Origin of the sequence: Rhodococcus sp. NPDC060176 (assembly GCF_042728675.1) — a bacterium.
Taxonomy (GTDB): Bacteria; Actinomycetota; Actinomycetes; order Mycobacteriales; family Mycobacteriaceae; genus Rhodococcus_F.
In genome coordinates this window covers 1258762-1273570 of sequence record NZ_JBHWYS010000001.1, presented here as the reverse complement: position 1 = coordinate 1273570, position 14809 = coordinate 1258762, and the positions used below count along the sequence as shown (strand labels likewise).

Here is a 14809-nt window from a genome sequence, read left to right as displayed (position 1 = left end):
AAGAGGTAGGGCATCAATGGCATCGCTTGACGACCTTCTATCCCAGATCCCCATCGACCAGATCGCGCAGCAACTCGGCGTAGACCAGGCAACTGCCGAATCGGCGGTCAAGACGGCACTGCCGACCCTCGTCGGTGGCCTCGGCGCCAATGCGCAAGATCCGGCAGGCGCGGCCTCGCTGGAAAGCGCGTTGCAGTCGCATGCCGACACCAGCCTTCTCGACGACGGCGTCGACATCAGCAAAGTCGACACCGCTGACGGTCAGAAGATCGTCTCGAACATCTTCGGCGGCAACACCGATCAGGTCGCCAGCGCACTCGGCGGAGTCGGCGGCGGCGGAAACGATCTGGTGAAGCAGTTGCTGCCGATCCTCGCTCCCATCGTCCTGGCCTACCTCGCCAAGCAGTTCACCGGCGGCGGCGCAGGTGCGCAGACCCAGGCCTCCGGCGGCGGCGGGCTCGGGGATCTCCTCGGCGGAATTCTCGGCGGCGGTGGCAATTCCGGCGGCGGCATCGGTGGCGCACTCGGCGGCATCTTGGGTGGATCCGGTGGCGGCGGCCTCGGAGACCTGCTCGGCGGTCTCCTCGGCGGCGGCAAAAAGTAAGACTCTCGGCAGATAAGCGCTGCGGCGATCCCCTTCGGGATCGCCGCAGCGCTCTGTTCAGTCAACCGTCGAGGATCGAAACATCCTCAGCGACAATGCAAACGCAACCAACAGCAGAGCGCCGACAAAAGCACTGACCCCGACCCAACCGCCACCCGCGTACGCGAGACCCGCGAGGGCGCCCGCCACGGACGAACCCGCGTAGTAGGCAAACAGATACAACGCCGACGCCTCGGCCCGGTGATCGGTAGCGATCACGCCCACCCACCCGCTGGCCACCGAATGTGCCGCGAAGAATCCTCCGGTGAAGAGCAGCATCCCCACGAGGGTCAACGCCAGATTGTCCGGAACGGTCAGTGCCAGGCCGATACCGATGACGACAACCGAGCCGAGCAGAACGCTGCGCCTACCCAGTCGGTCAGAGGCCCCGCCGGCTACCGCCGAGGTTAAAGTTCCGGCGAGGTAGAAAAGGAACACCAGGCCCACAAGCGCTTCAGGAAGGCCGAAAGGTGCTGCTGTGAGCCGAAACCCGAGGAAGTTGTAAATCGACACGAAGCCGCCCATCAGGATGAACCCCAAAGCGAACAGTGTGCGCAGCGACGGGTTCGCAAGGTGGCGTCGTAGATTCGACGCGATCGTGCGCGCCGATATCGGTTGCGAGCGAAAGAACTTCGATGCAGGAAGCTGCCGGATCATGTTGAGCGCGAACAATGCCGACAGCGCGGACGCAGTCAACAGCGCCCAACGCCACGTACTGAAATCGACCACGGCCGAGGGAACAAGCCGCCCGATCAAACCACCGATGGTCGTACCAGCGACGTATCTCCCCATCGCCGCACCGAGGTCCTTCCGATCGACCTCTTCTGCCAGGTAGGCCATCGCCACCGCCGGGACCCCGGCCAGAGCCAAACCTTGCGCCGCTCGCCCGATCAGCAGAACCTCGATCGTCGGACTGAGCGGCAGGAGCAAACCGATCACACAGGACGCCGACGCCGACGCGATCATCACCCGTGTGCGACCGAACCGCTCGGAGAGCGCACTGGCCGGAATGATTGCCAACGCCAGCATGCCTGTCGTCGCCGAGACGGACAGCGCAGACACCGCCGGCGAGACGTCGAAGCCTTCCGCGAACGCGGGCAGCAACGCCTGTGCCGCGTACATCGAGATGAAGGTCGACAGTCCGGCCGCGAACAACGCAACGGTCAGCGTGCGATACCCGGCGGATCCCCGGCGGAGCGGCGCCACCTCGGTTTCGATCACGTTCTCAACAGTCACCACGTACCTCCAGGCATCTCTTACCTCCGGTAAGAATCCTCCCGCCCAGCTTGGGCAAAAGAAAATGCATAAATTTGGAGTTCTATATGCTTGATTCGCATATAGATTTGGTTCGTGATGCTGACCGAAGACCTCGAGTGGTTAGTCGTACTCGCCGAAACCCAACAGGTCACCGCTACCGCGGATCTGACCCACCTGTCGCAGCCAACCCTTTCACGCAAACTCGCACGCCTCGAACGACAGATCGGCGTGACACTCTTCGACCGTCAGGGACGCCGACTCGAACTGAACCGGTACGGCGAGATCCTCTACGAACACGCTCGGACCGCGCTCCGCGCCCTCGACGCGGCGCAGACCGAAATCCGGTCGCTGGCGAGCCCCGAGAGCGGCACGGTGCGACTCGACTTCCTCCACTCGTTCGGAACCTGGCTGGTACCGCACATGCTGCGGGGATATCGCGTCGAGCATCCCGGGGTGCGATTCGAATTGCATCAGGACAGTGCCCAGTTCCTGGTCGACAGAATTTCCGCCGGCACGTCCGACCTGGCCGTCGTCTCGCCGCAGCCGCGCGATCCACAGGTGGCGTGGATGCAGATCGCTCAGCAGTCACTGGCATTGGCTGTTCCGGCTGATCATCGCTTTGCGCAGCTGCATTCGGTCGAGCTTGCGGACGCGGCCGAAGAACCGTTCATCGGAATGCACCCGAACTTCGGGATGCGAAGAATTCTCGATGAACTCTGCACGGCCGCAGGATTCACTCCGAATTTCGTCTTCGAGAGCAGCGAGCTGGCAACGGTCGGCGGACTGGTCTCCGCGTCCTTCGGTGTCTCGGTGATGCCGGTTCAAGATCCGCCGATCTGGGCCGAAGGAGTCGTCTACGTACCGATCGAAGGAGCACAGCGAAAAATAGGGCTGATCTGGTCGAAGAGCCGCGAGCTGTCCGATCCCGCCCGGACGTTCCGCGACTACGTCCAAAGAACGACTTGGTCGTGAAAGTGCCCCCGGATAACTACGGATCGGTAACATCGCTCGAGGGGAGCAATTTTCATGCCATTCTTTTCAAACCTACGGTGCCGTAGGCTGGGGCGAAGTCGCGCATTCACTCAACATGGAGGCAAGAAATGACGAGGATTCTGACGCAGCTGGAGCTGCTACAAGAGCTGCAGCCGGTTGCCGAGGAGAACGTCAACCGCCACATCTCCATGGCCAAGGAATGGCATCCACACGATTACGTCCCGTGGGACGAGGGTCGTAACTTCGCAGCCATGGGCGGCGAAGACTGGAGTCTCGAGCAGTCACAACTCGGCGAGGTCGCCCGAGCCGCGATGATCACCAACCTGCTCACCGAGGACAACCTGCCGTCGTACCACCGTGAGATCGCCGAGAACTTTTCGCAGGACGGCGCCTGGGGCACGTGGGTCGGCCGATGGACCGCCGAGGAGAACCGCCACGGCATCGTGATGCGTGATTACCTCGTCGTCACGCGCGCAGTCGACCCCGTCGAGCTCGAGCGCTTCCGCATGGAACACATGACAAACGGTTACAGCGCACCCATCGACGAGGGCGACGCCGGGCTGCTGCACTCGGTCGCGTACGTGACCTTCCAGGAACTCGCGACACGCGTCAGCCACCGCAATACCGGCAAGGCCTGCGACGAGCCGGTTGCCGACAAGATGCTTCAGCGCATCGCGGCGGACGAGAACCTGCACATGATCTTCTACCGCAACATCTGCGCCGCCGCGCTCGATCTTGCTCCCGATCAGGCTCTCAAGGCTGTGGCGAACATCGTCCAGAACTTCCAGATGCCCGGCGCCGGAATGCCGAACTTCCGCCGCAACGGCGCTCTCATGGCCAAGCACGGTATCTACGACCTTCGCCAGCACCTCGACGAGGTCGTCTGGCCCGTCCTGCGCAAGTGGAACATCTTCGAGCGCAACGATTTCAGTGCCGAAGGCGAGAACACGCGCGAGGAGTTGGCGGCCTTCCTCGAGACCCTCGCCGCCAACGCGACCAAGTTCGAGGAGCAGCGCGATCGCATGCTCGCACGCGAAGCCGCCAAGCGCGAACAGCAGGCTTCTTAGTTTCACCAGCTATTCTGTGCCCGGTACCGGATTCGGTGCCGGGCACTTCCAATTGTCACAAATATTTGTTCAGAGGTAGTCATGTCATCCCTTCGTATCGGTTCACTCGAGCTGCACAGCCCCGTGGTCCTCGCACCCATGGCGGGCGTCACCAACGTCGCCTTCCGCACGCTGTGCCGTGAACTCGAACTCGAACGTGCAGGCAGCACGTCCGGGCTCTACGTCTGCGAAATGGTCACCGCACGCGCGCTCGTCGAACGTCAGCCGGCCACGTTGCACATGACCACGTTCGGCCCGACCGAAACACCCAGGTCGCTGCAGCTGTACACCGTCGACCCGGATACGACGTACGCCGCGGCCAAGATGATCGTCGACGAGAACATGGCCGATCACATCGACATGAACTTCGGCTGCCCGGTACCGAAGGTGACCCGCAAGGGCGGCGGATCTGCGCTGCCGTACAAGCGTCGACTGTTCGGACAGATCGTCGCGGCGGCCGTGCGCGCCACCGAAGGCACCGACATTCCGGTCACCGTCAAGATGCGCGTCGGTATCGACCCCGAACACCACACACACCTCGACGCCGGCCGGATCGCCGCAGCTGAAGGCGCTGCTGCCGTCGCGCTTCACGCACGAACCGCGTCGCAGCGCTACTCCGGCACCGCCGACTGGAACGAGATCACGCGTCTCAAGGAGCACGTAACCGATGTTCCGATCCTCGGCAACGGCGACATCTTCGACGCCTCGGATGCTGCCCGCATGATGAACGAGACCGGCTGCGACGGCGTCGTCGTCGGACGCGGCTGCCTCGGACGGCCATGGCTGTTCGCGGAACTCAGTGCAGCTCTCAACGGACAACAGATCGCCACGCCGCCGACGCTCGGCGAAGTCACCAAGATCATCGCCCGTCACGCCCAACTGCTCGCCGCGCATCACGGTGAAATGAAGGGCTTGCGCGAACTCCGCAAGCACGTCTCCTGGTACATGCGTGGGTTCCCGGTCGGATCGGATCTGCGGGTCTCGATGGCTCTGGTCAGCACGTTGTCCGAACTGGACGACCTGCTCGGACAGCTCGATCACGACGTCCCGTTCCCCAAGGACGCCGAAGGCCCGCGCGGACGCCAAGGCTCACCCGGTCAGGTAGCACTTCCGGAAGGGTGGCTCGACGATCCCGAAGACGACCTTGTGCCGGTGGGCGCTGACATGATGCACTCTGGCGGCTAGCGAAAACACGCCGTCGGATTACTCACATCACTTTCTGAGTGGAGCACTCAGGATTCACCAGTAATATGGCTCCAGCTTCGTCGACAAACTCGGTTGACGCCGGCATCTGAATGACGAGTTACTGACAGTCGACGACGGGACAGGTTGCATCGGTGGGTGATGATCACGATTCGGGCCCACCTCCGCCCGAGAGCCGCGCCCCCTGGGAACGTCCGCTCGCAGACAAGCGCTTCCGCAGCGCCCGACCGGACCAACCGGCAACGCCCCAGCGCCCAGCCACACCCCAGCGACCAGCACCGCAACCGCCCACTCCCCCGGAGCGTCGCAGCAGTGGACGTACCGGCCGACGGGATTCTCCTCCGACCGACGACTCCGTGTCAGTCGCCGAGTTGGTCCGCCGGGTAGGCGACAAAAAGCCGCCACCAGCCCCGGCTGCGCCGCCCAAGTCCACCCCACCTAAGACTCCATCGCGAGCTGCATCGGCACCACCCCCGGCGCCGTCGGCACCGCCCCGGGCGGCATCGGCACCGCCCCGGGCGGCATCGGCACCGCCCCCAGCCCGGCCGATTCCCGCGCGCCCGACAGTCCCGGCTGCCGCAGCGGACTGGATAACCGAAGAACATCCCGTCACCTCCGCAGTGCCGCGAGTAGTCGGTGACACCGGCGCCACCCGCCTGGCGCAAAGCAAGATTCGCCGACGCCATCGCGCAAAAGTGATCGGCCGATCAGCAGTAGCGTTCCTGGCCGTCATGTCGCTCGCATTGACCGGCGTCGTCTGGGGTTATCTGCGATCAGTCGAAGGCGGCTTCGATCAGATTGCAGCACTCGACACCGAATCCGACGACATCATCGACGCCGGCGGCCAGCTCGGTGACGAGACATACCTGATCATCGGCACCGACACCCGCGCCGGTGCGAGCGGTGAAATCGGCGCCGGAACCGTCGAAGACGCCGAAGGTGCCCGAGCCGACACGGTCATGCTGGTGAACATTCCCGCCGACCGAAGCCGTGTCGTCGCAGTCTCCTTCCCTCGTGACCTCGACGTCGAACGTCCGATCTGCCAGGGCTGGGACAACGACGCCGGCAAGTACACCAGCGAAACCTTTCCGGCAGCCAGTGGCGACAAGCTCAATGCGACGTACGCACTCGGTGGCCCGAAGTGCCTGGTCAAGGTCATCCAGAAGATGTCCGGCCTGAAAATCGGGCACTTCGTCGGAATGGACTTCGCCGGTTTCGAGCGCATGGTCGACACCGTCGGCGGCGTGAACGTCTGCTCCCCCGGACCGATCGAGGACGGCATCCTCGGAACCGTCCTCGCGTCCGGCGGCACGCAGATGCTCGACGGCCGTACCGCACTCAACTACGTGCGCGCCCGCCACGTCGAAGCCGAAGGCAACGGCGACTACGGACGCATCACCCGTCAGCAGAAGTTCCTGTCGGCGCTGCTTCGCTCGGCCCTGTCCAACCAGGTCCTCCTGAATCCGAGCAAGCTCAACGGATTTATCAACGCCTTCACCAGCGACACGTTCGTCGAGAACATCGACACGAAATCACTGGTCACCCTCGGCCGTTCGCTGCAGAACGTCGATGCAGGCGCGGTCACGTTCTTGACGGTCCCCACCGACGGCACCAACGACTGGGGCAACGAGATTCCTCGCACCGACGAGATCAAGTCCCTCTTCCAAGCAATCATCGACGACGATCCACTTCCGGGTGAAGAGCGCGAGGACACCACACCGTCGTCGACCAGTTCCACGACAACCGCTCCTACGTCCAGCACGCCGCCGGCCGCCACTTCCGTCGAGGCGATGAGCGCCTACAACATCTCGGTCGACGTCTCCAACGCGTCGGGAATCGCCGGGCAGGCTGCGACGATCGCCGACAGCCTCGCGGCTTACGGTTTCCAGATCTCCACGGTCGGTAACTTCAGCGCAGCCACCGGCCTGGCGAATGCTCAGGCATCAACCACCGTCGTGCGCTACGCCGCAGGCTACGAGGCTGAAGCGGTGACCGTCGCGTCGTCGATTCCCGGTGCGGTTCTCGTTCTCGCTCCGAGCATGGGAGACATGATCGAGGTCGTCGTCGGAAGCAATTTCTCCGGCACCGTCGTCGCCCCCGCCGAGCCGGGGACCATGCTGGCGGCAAATCCGACGTCGGTCGACACCAGCACCTCGACGGCTCTGCCCGCCGACATCGCCAGCGTCAACGCCGGAGACACCACCTGCGACTGAGACTTGTTCATTCACCTTGCGTTCACCTGGTGCTTGTGACTTGGTCTTTCACGGCACGTAGGCTCTGACCTCATGCGCGTGGCTTACAACGAACAGATGACCGAGCTTGCAGACACGCTCGGCGAGATGGCAGGACTGGCAGGTGCCGCTATGGAGCGCGCCACCCAGTCCCTGCTCCAGGCAGACCTGTCCCTGGCAGAACAAGTAATCGGCGAACACGACAAGATCACCGAACTCAGCACCATCTGCGAGGAGCGTGCGTTTGCGTTGCTTGCCTTGCAGGCTCCCGTTGCCGGAGATCTGCGCTCGGTGGTCAGCGGAATCCAGATCGTCGCCGACATCGACCGCATGGGTGCACTCGCCCTGCACGTCGCCAAGATCGCGCGCCGCCGACATCCCAACCACGTGCTTCCTGAAGAGGTCAACGGCTACTTCGCCGAGATGGGACGCATCGCCGTCTCCATCGGTGCAGCCGCCAAGGTCGTACTCGAGACCCGCGACCCCGAGCGCGCTGCCCGCCTGCGCGAAGAAGACGAAGCGATGGACGACCTCCACCGCCACCTCTTCACCGTCCTCATGGATCGCGAGTGGAAGCACGGCGTAGCCGCCGCAGTCGACGTCACTCTGCTCGGCCGCTTCTACGAGCGGTTCGCCGACCACGCTGTCGAGGTCGGCCGACGCGTCATCTTCCTGGTGACCGGCAAGCTGCCCGAAGAGCCGGAAACCACCGAGAAGGTCGACAACCTCACCTCGTACCCGGATCTCTGAACCCAACCGTCCACGTGAGTAAAAGGCGGCCGCGCACTTGCGCGGCCGCCTTTCCTATTCAGTTCTCGTGCAACCAGGCTTCCAACGTGGGTCCCGCAGTTGTCGATCCAGGCCCGGGCAACAGCGCCCCACCCTTCATCGCCTTACCCGCTCCCGGCATCGAGATCGGGATCAGCAATCTGCGCCGGCCACGGTATTTCAAGATCTCGCGCGTCATGGCCGGGATCTCGAGGACCTCGGGCCCGGCCAGGTCTGGGGCCCTACCGGTCGGACCGTTCTCAGCACAGGTCACGAGCGCCTCGGCAACGGTCTTCGCCGCCACCGGTTGTGACCGCATCCGGGGAACCATCGCGATCGGCCCCAGTCCGAAGAGGGCGATGGTCTTCTCGCCGAATTCGAACCACTGAGTGGATCGCAGGATCGTGAAGGGAACGCCCGACGCTTCCACCGCGCGTTCCTGGGCAGCTTTTCCCTGGTAGTACCCGAACGACTTCAGCTGCGGATCGTCGCAGTTCACGATCGAAAGCAAAACGTGGTGCTTCACGCCGGCTCTGGTTTCAGCCGCGGCGATATTCCTCGCTCCGGTCTCGAAGAACTCGATCGCCTTCTTGGCACTGTTGGTGACGTGATCGCTCACGTCGACAACCACGTCGGCGCCGGCAACCGCTTCGTCCAACCCGGCACCCGTGGAGATGTCGACTCCCGTCGATCGAGCGGCAGCGACCACGTCATGGCCCCTTGCCTTGGCCTGCTCTACGACCAGTTTTCCCATCTGGCCGGTTCCGCCCAGAACAACAATTCGCATGATGCCTCCGTCAAACCTGTGCGCCCGGCTCTCTTCGGCCTGGTCACATAGTGGACGATGCAGCCGCCCGGAGTGTGACGGTCGGGCAGATCAGTCGCTGTACTTTTCCGAGACCCGTGCCCGCCACTGCGACCAGACCGGATCCAACGCTTCGCTCGCCTCGTGTGCGTGGTCGGCCACAGCCCGGGCCAGCATCCCCGGTCCCGCCAGCGGCGTCACGTGCCCTTCGACGTCGTCGGAAGTCTTCATCCCCAACAGCATGGTTGTACCGAGCACGCGATGACCACCAAGAATTCCCGGCAGCGAACGGCCCGGCACGCTACGCAGGTCGAGTGTTTCCACGAGAAGCGCGTCACCGTCGACGGTGATTCGCTGATCCGAGCGAAGCGCACCGCCGGTTTCGCCGGTCCGGCCGAACACGATCATCTCGTCGAGCAGCGCCACCGCATCGGATTCCAGCGAAATATCCACGCGCCTGGTCACATCCGCGCCGCCGGCGACGACAAACGGTGCCGCACGCCAGATCAGCGCCGCACCCGCGCCGACGCTCGCTGATGCCGACCACGACGCCCGGCCACCGCGCGCGTTGTACGCGACGGTCCCTGAAGGCTCGATCACCTCGAGACACGTACCCGGTGCGACCACGAATTCGATACGCAGGTCGTCACCGGCAAGCAGCGTTGCGCTGTGCCCTACCAAGGCAATTCGCACGGTGAGCTCGCGAGCGTCGACGAATCGCGGGGCCAGGAAGTCGCCCGAGATCAGCTCTCGCGCAACAGCGGTGTCCCCCACTCGCTCGACGACAACCCGCGTAGCTCCGGTGCTCATCAGTGAGCGTGAGAGTGACTGTGCCCGTGACCGTGTCCGTGGTCGTGGTCTTCTTCATCGGCATGGAAGTGCGGTGCCATCGGTCCCGGATCCTGCGGGGTGTGGCTACCCGCGCGATGAGCTGCGATGACCTGGCGAAGCCACGCGCTGAGCTGGTCGATCGTGGCGTGATCCTTCTGGCTGAGCGCGAGAACGGGAAGTCCGTCACGCGCGGCCGTGGCATCGGCAACCATCTGGACCGCGTCGACGTCGACGTACGGGGCCAGGTCGATCTTGTTGACAACCAACAGATCTGCCCGCTCGATTCCGGGACCACCCTTGCGTGCGACGTCTCCGCCGCCGGCGACGTCGATGCAGAAGATCTGGGCGTCGACCAAGGCCGGACTGAACGTGGCGGTCAGATTGTCACCGCCGCTTTCCACGATCACCATGTCGAGGGGATGGAACTGACGCTCGAGGTCTTCGACCGCAATGAGATTCGGTGTGACGTCGTCACGAATTGCCGTGTGCGGGCACGCGCCCGTCTCGACTGCGACGATGCGCTCGATCGGCAGAACGTTGGCCGCGCGCAACAGTCGTGCGTCCTCGTCGGTGTAGATGTCGTTGGTGACAACCGCGATCTCGTACTCCGACGCGAGTTCGCGGCAGATGGTGGCGATGAGGGTACTTTTGCCGGTGCCAACCGGTCCGGCGACGCCGAGCCTCAAACCTCTTGCAGCAGTGGCGGTGTTGTTCAGGTTGTCAAGCACGGAAAATCCTCCTGGATCGAGCGTGGTGTTCGAGTGACCATTGTTCGACCAACGGTCCTGTTGTTGCGGGTATATCTGTGACGCCGTCGACTGCTACGGCAGCCGCGGCGACGGTTTCGATGGTCGAGGCGGCTCGGAGCAGCCATTCGACCGGTTCTGCCGGATCCACCGGCAGTAGCTTCAATGCTGCCGACGCCACCGTTTGGGCGTCGTCGTACAGACAGGATCTAGCTGCCTGTAGGTCGTCCATCCCGGAGATCGCCGTGAAGACTCCCAATGCGAGCGGACGCATCGGATGCCCGGGCAGAGTCATGAGGATCTGCACCGCGGGGTGGTGCGGCCACAATCGCGACGCCAGCCGTGCCAGCCCGCGTCCGAGTTGAATCGACGCCTCACGCAGCGGTGCGCTGGGAGTCCGAGCGAGCAGTTCTCTCGAGATGTCCTCGAGTTCGCCTGCACTACCCGCGCTTACGGCCCAACGCCGCGTGATCACCGTTGCAGCGGCCTCGACCAGCCCTACTGTTTCGAGTCGACCGCGAATGAAGTCAGGGACCTGACTCTGCAGGAGTCCGCCCACCAGTGCCGGTTCCAACCCCGACGAGTGCGCGTGACCGCCCGTAGGCAGACGCCCGTCTGCCAAGAGCATCGACGCTATCTCGGCAGACGCCATCTCGATTGACATGGTTTCAGAACAGCATGTAGCGCTGAGCCATCGGCACTACGTCAACAGGGTTGGGCGCGATCAGGTCTCCATTGACCTTGATGGCAAACGTCTCCGGATCGACGTCGATGGACGGCAGTGCCGTGTTGTTCGGCATATCCGCTTTGGTGAGGTGACGAGTCGGCCGGACGCCGGTGAGGGTGCGGGTGAGACCGAGACGACCGGCCAAACCGTCCTCGATGGCCATCGGAGAGACGAACGTCGTGGACAGGTGCGGCGCCGATCCCGGAGTTGCCGCGATGGCCGGGCGAACGAACACCGGCTGCGGGGTCGGGATCGCAGCGTTCGGATCACCAAGAGGCGCAGCAACTATCGCCCCACCCTTGATCACGGCAGAAGGACGCACTCCGAAGAACGCGGGGTCCCACAGAACCAGGTCCGCCATCTTCCCGGCCTCGACCGACCCGATTTCGTGATCGATCCCGTGCGCGACGGCAGGGCAGATCGTGTACTTGGCGACGTAGCGCCGCGCACGCTCGTTGTCGGCAGGCATGCTGGTGCCCAGCTTGCCGTACTGGGCCTTCATGACGTGGGCCACCTGCCACGTCCGCAGAGTCACCTCGCCGATACGGCCCATAGCCTGGGCATCGGACGAGGTGATGGAGATGGCTCCGATGTCGTGCAGAAAGTCTTCCGCCGCAATCGTTGTCGGGCGGATTCGAGACTCGGCAAAGGCAAGGTCCTCCGGAACCCGGGGATTGAGCGCATGACACACGATGAGCATGTCTAGGTGCTCGGCAACCGTGTTGACGGTATGCGGCAACGTCGGATTGGTCGATGCCGGAAGAACGTTCGGCTCACCGGCGGTCACGATGATGTCCGGTGCGTGCCCGCCGCCGGCGCCCTCCGCATGGAATACGTGGATTCCGCGTCCGGCGATCGCGTCCAAAGTGTGCTGTACGTAACCGGTTTCGTTGAGACTGTCCGCGTGTAGCGCTACCTGGAGGCCGAACTCGTCGGCTGCACGCAGAGCTGCGTCGATCGCAGCCGGAGTGGAACCCCAGTCCTCGTGGACCTTGAATCCGCCTGCGCCGGCGAGAGCTTCCTGACGCATGGCCTCATGGCTGACGGTGCTGCCCTTGCCGAGGAGAAGAACGTTGAGCGGGATGTGGTCGAGGGCGCGGTGCATCATCGTCAAGGACCAGGCGCCGGGTGTGACAGTGGTTGCCTTGCTTCCCTCGGTGGGACCCGTTCCGCCGCCCGCCACCGTCGTCGTACCAGTGGCGAGTGCTTCCATCATCTCGATTTCACTGAGGAAGTGCACGTGAGTGTCGATCGCACCCGCGGTGAGGATCTTTCCCTCGCCGGCGATCACGTCGGTGCTCGGCCCGATGAGCAACTTGGGGTGCACGCCATCCATGATGTCGGGGTTACCGGACTTGCCGATCGCAACGATGCGTCCGTCGCGAATTCCCACGTCTGCCCGGACGATTCCCCAGTGATCGAGAATCACCGTGTTGGTGATGACGACGTCGAGAGCACCCTGATCACGAGTGGTCAGGCCCTGGCCCATCGACTCGCGGATGCTCTTACCGCCGCCGAAGACCATCTCGTCGCCGGTCGCGGTGTAATCGTGCTCGATCTCGATCCACAGATCTGTGTCGGCCAAACGGATCTGGTCGCCTGCGGTCGGACCGTACAGGGAGGCGTAACCGCGTCGATCGATCCTGCTCATTCGGCTGTCCTCTCAACTGTCGTCGCGGCGTCATCCGGTGAATCCGCCTCGACTGGAACATCACTCACGCGAACGTTCACCGAGGACGCTCGCAACGGCTCTTCGACCTCGACGCCGGGTGTACCGAACGGCATGACGGTCTTGGGCTCACGCGCATGCGTCGGCAGGTCTTCGTCCGGCACGATCTGCAGGCCCGGAACCCTTTTGAGTCCGCCGAGCGCGATCAGTGTCACCGTTCTGCTGACCCCCGGTTCGAACCGAACCGACGTTCCCGAGGGGATGTCGAGCCGGAAACCGTCCGCCGCTTCGCGATCGAAGGTCAACGCCGGGTTGGCGGCCGGCAGATGGAGATGCGAACCGATCTGAATGGGACGATCGCCGTCGTTGACGACGACCATCGTGATCTTTTCCGCGTCTGTGCCGAACTCGAGCGGTTCGGTGGACACACGTACCTCACCGGGAATCATCGAATGGGCTCCGTCACGGTGACCAGCTTGCGACCGTCCGGGAAAGTGGCCTCCACCTGGACGTTTGCAATCATCTCTGGTACCCCTTCCATCACGTCGTCGCGGGTGAGCACTTGCCGACCGGCGTTCATCAGTTCCGCAACCGTCATTCCGTCACGCGCGCGCTCGAGAATCCAACACGAGATCAGGGCCATCGCTTCGGGGTAGTTCAGCAGTACCCCGCGCTCGCGGCGGTCGCGGGCGACCATGCCCGCGACGCTCAGGAGCAGCTTTTCGGTATCTGAAGGGGTGAGGTGCACTGACAAGCCCTTCCGGTTGTGAAACGACATCGATCGACAGCGTGCTGTCGGGCCGAGATTAGCATTGCCCGAAGCGTCGTCAGTATCCACGAGATTCACATCGTCGGCTACTTCAGCACCCACTCGGCGCACTTGCGCTGCTCATCGAATTATTCGGGCGCCCAACGACGCTCAGCGGTGCGCACCGGAGTGGGAACTATCACCACAACCAAAAAGTTTCACCCCCGTCTCCTGTTGGAAACGGGGGTGAAACATGGTCGTGCAGTATGCAATCCCAGGACTTATCCGAAGCGGCCGGAGATGTAGTCCTCGGTGGCCTTCTGCGTCGGGTTCGAGAAGATCTTCTCGGTGTCGTCGATCTCGACGAGCTGACCGGGCTTACCGGTTGCCTCGAGGTTGAAGAATGCCGTCTGGTCACTCACACGCGCAGCCTGCTGCATGTTGTGCGTGACGATGACGATGGTGAAGTCTTTCTTGAGCTCGGTGATCAGATCCTCGATCGCCAGAGTCGAGATGGGGTCGAGCGCGGAGCACGGCTCGTCCATGAGCAGGACGTCGGGCGAGACGGCGATGGCACGCGCGATGCACAGACGCTGCTGCTGACCGCCTGAGAGGCCACCACCGGGCTTGTCGAGGCGATCCTTGACCTCGTTCCACAGGTTGGCGCCGCGCAGCGAACGCTCGGCCACCTCGTCGAGCTTCTTCTTGCTGCGCTCGCCCTGCAACTTCAAGCCCGCGACGACGTTGTCCCGGATGGACATGGTCGGGAACGGGTTGGGCCGCTGGAAGACCATGCCGATGGTCTTGCGAACACCGACGGGATCGACGTTCGAACCGTAGATGTCTTCACCGTCGAGCAAGACCGAACCCTCGACGCGCGCACCGGGAATCACTTCGTGCATGCGGTTGAGCGAACGAAGAACGGTGGACTTGCCGCAGCCGGACGGGCCGATGAAGGCGGTGACACTCCGGGGCGGGACGGACAGGCCCACATCGGCGACGGCGTGGAACTTGCCGTAGTAGATGTTGACGTCCTTGAGATCCAGACGCTTGGCCATTACCGGCTCCCTACTGAGTTGTTG

At 63.6% G+C, this 14809-nt stretch carries 15 protein-coding genes; 6 read left to right on the top strand and 9 right to left on the bottom strand.

Annotated features, from left to right (window positions below; translation table 11 throughout):
* The first annotated feature begins 16 nt into the window (after positions 1-16).
* The gene (locus tag ACFWEM_RS06185) at positions 17-604 is read left to right on the top strand and encodes a DUF937 domain-containing protein (protein WP_378446578.1); all 588 of its coding nucleotides are present in this window, start codon (positions 17-19) and stop codon (positions 602-604) included.
* A 57-nt stretch (positions 605-661) separates the two neighbouring features.
* Here the strand turns inward: ACFWEM_RS06185 and ACFWEM_RS06180 are convergent, their stop codons facing one another.
* On the bottom strand, positions 662-1879 hold the full coding sequence (locus tag ACFWEM_RS06180) for an MFS transporter (RefSeq protein WP_378532007.1): 1218 nt from the start codon (positions 1877-1879) through the stop codon (positions 662-664).
* A 114-nt stretch (positions 1880-1993) separates the two neighbouring features.
* Here ACFWEM_RS06180 and ACFWEM_RS06175 point away from each other — a divergent pair, with 114 nt between their 5' ends.
* The 5 genes from ACFWEM_RS06175 to phoU all read left to right on the top strand — a co-directional run bounded on the left by ACFWEM_RS06175 (position 1994) and on the right by phoU (position 8183).
* A complete protein-coding gene (locus ACFWEM_RS06175) occupies positions 1994-2872 on the top strand; it encodes a LysR family transcriptional regulator (protein WP_378532005.1) in 879 nt (292 codons plus the stop codon).
* Between the two features lie 128 nt (positions 2873-3000).
* Positions 3001-3960: an acyl-ACP desaturase gene (locus ACFWEM_RS06170; RefSeq protein WP_378446580.1), complete on the top strand. Its 960-nt coding sequence runs from the start codon at positions 3001-3003 to the stop codon at positions 3958-3960.
* Between the two features lie 81 nt (positions 3961-4041).
* A complete protein-coding gene (gene dusB, locus ACFWEM_RS06165) occupies positions 4042-5184 on the top strand; it encodes a tRNA dihydrouridine synthase DusB (protein WP_378532003.1) in 1143 nt (380 codons plus the stop codon).
* Between the two features lie 152 nt (positions 5185-5336).
* On the top strand, positions 5337-7415 hold the full coding sequence (locus ACFWEM_RS06160) for an LCP family protein (protein WP_378532001.1): 2079 nt from the start codon (positions 5337-5339) through the stop codon (positions 7413-7415).
* Between the two features lie 72 nt (positions 7416-7487).
* Positions 7488-8183: a phosphate signaling complex protein PhoU gene (phoU, locus tag ACFWEM_RS06155; RefSeq protein WP_003940130.1), complete on the top strand. Its 696-nt coding sequence runs from the start codon at positions 7488-7490 to the stop codon at positions 8181-8183.
* A gap of 58 nt (positions 8184-8241) precedes the next feature.
* On the opposite strand, the gene ACFWEM_RS06150 is transcribed toward phoU, so the two are convergent.
* The 8 genes from ACFWEM_RS06150 to pstB form a co-directional block, all read right to left on the bottom strand.
* On the bottom strand, positions 8242-8988 hold the full coding sequence (locus ACFWEM_RS06150) for an SDR family oxidoreductase (RefSeq protein WP_378531999.1): 747 nt from the start codon (positions 8986-8988) through the stop codon (positions 8242-8244).
* 90 nt (positions 8989-9078) lie between these two features.
* Entirely contained in the window at positions 9079-9816 is a 738-nt protein-coding gene (locus ACFWEM_RS06145) for an urease accessory protein UreD (RefSeq protein WP_378531996.1), read from the bottom strand.
* Entirely contained in the window at positions 9816-10565 is a 750-nt protein-coding gene (gene ureG, locus ACFWEM_RS06140; RefSeq protein ID WP_347874591.1) for an urease accessory protein UreG, read from the bottom strand. The genes ACFWEM_RS06145 and ureG overlap by 1 nt, the downstream gene beginning before the upstream one ends.
* Positions 10558-11247: an urease accessory protein UreF gene (locus ACFWEM_RS06135; protein WP_378531993.1), complete on the bottom strand. Its 690-nt coding sequence runs from the start codon at positions 11245-11247 to the stop codon at positions 10558-10560. Before ACFWEM_RS06135 ends, ureG begins: the two co-directional genes overlap by 8 nt.
* Before the next feature lie 4 nt (positions 11248-11251).
* The gene (locus ACFWEM_RS06130; protein WP_019745084.1) at positions 11252-12961 is read right to left on the bottom strand and encodes an urease subunit alpha; all 1710 of its coding nucleotides are present in this window, start codon (positions 12959-12961) and stop codon (positions 11252-11254) included.
* Positions 12958-13428 (bottom strand): urease subunit beta, encoded by a 471-nt coding sequence (gene ureB, locus ACFWEM_RS06125; protein WP_007733849.1) that lies wholly within the window; start codon positions 13426-13428, stop codon positions 12958-12960. Before ureB ends, ACFWEM_RS06130 begins: the two co-directional genes overlap by 4 nt.
* Positions 13425-13727 (bottom strand): urease subunit gamma, encoded by a 303-nt coding sequence (gene ureA / locus ACFWEM_RS06120; RefSeq protein ID WP_003939800.1) that lies wholly within the window; start codon positions 13725-13727, stop codon positions 13425-13427. Before ureA ends, ureB begins: the two co-directional genes overlap by 4 nt.
* A 281-nt stretch (positions 13728-14008) precedes the next feature.
* The gene (gene pstB / locus ACFWEM_RS06115) at positions 14009-14785 is read right to left on the bottom strand and encodes a phosphate ABC transporter ATP-binding protein PstB (protein ID WP_230814665.1); all 777 of its coding nucleotides are present in this window, start codon (positions 14783-14785) and stop codon (positions 14009-14011) included.
* Positions 14786-14809 lie beyond the last annotated feature (24 nt).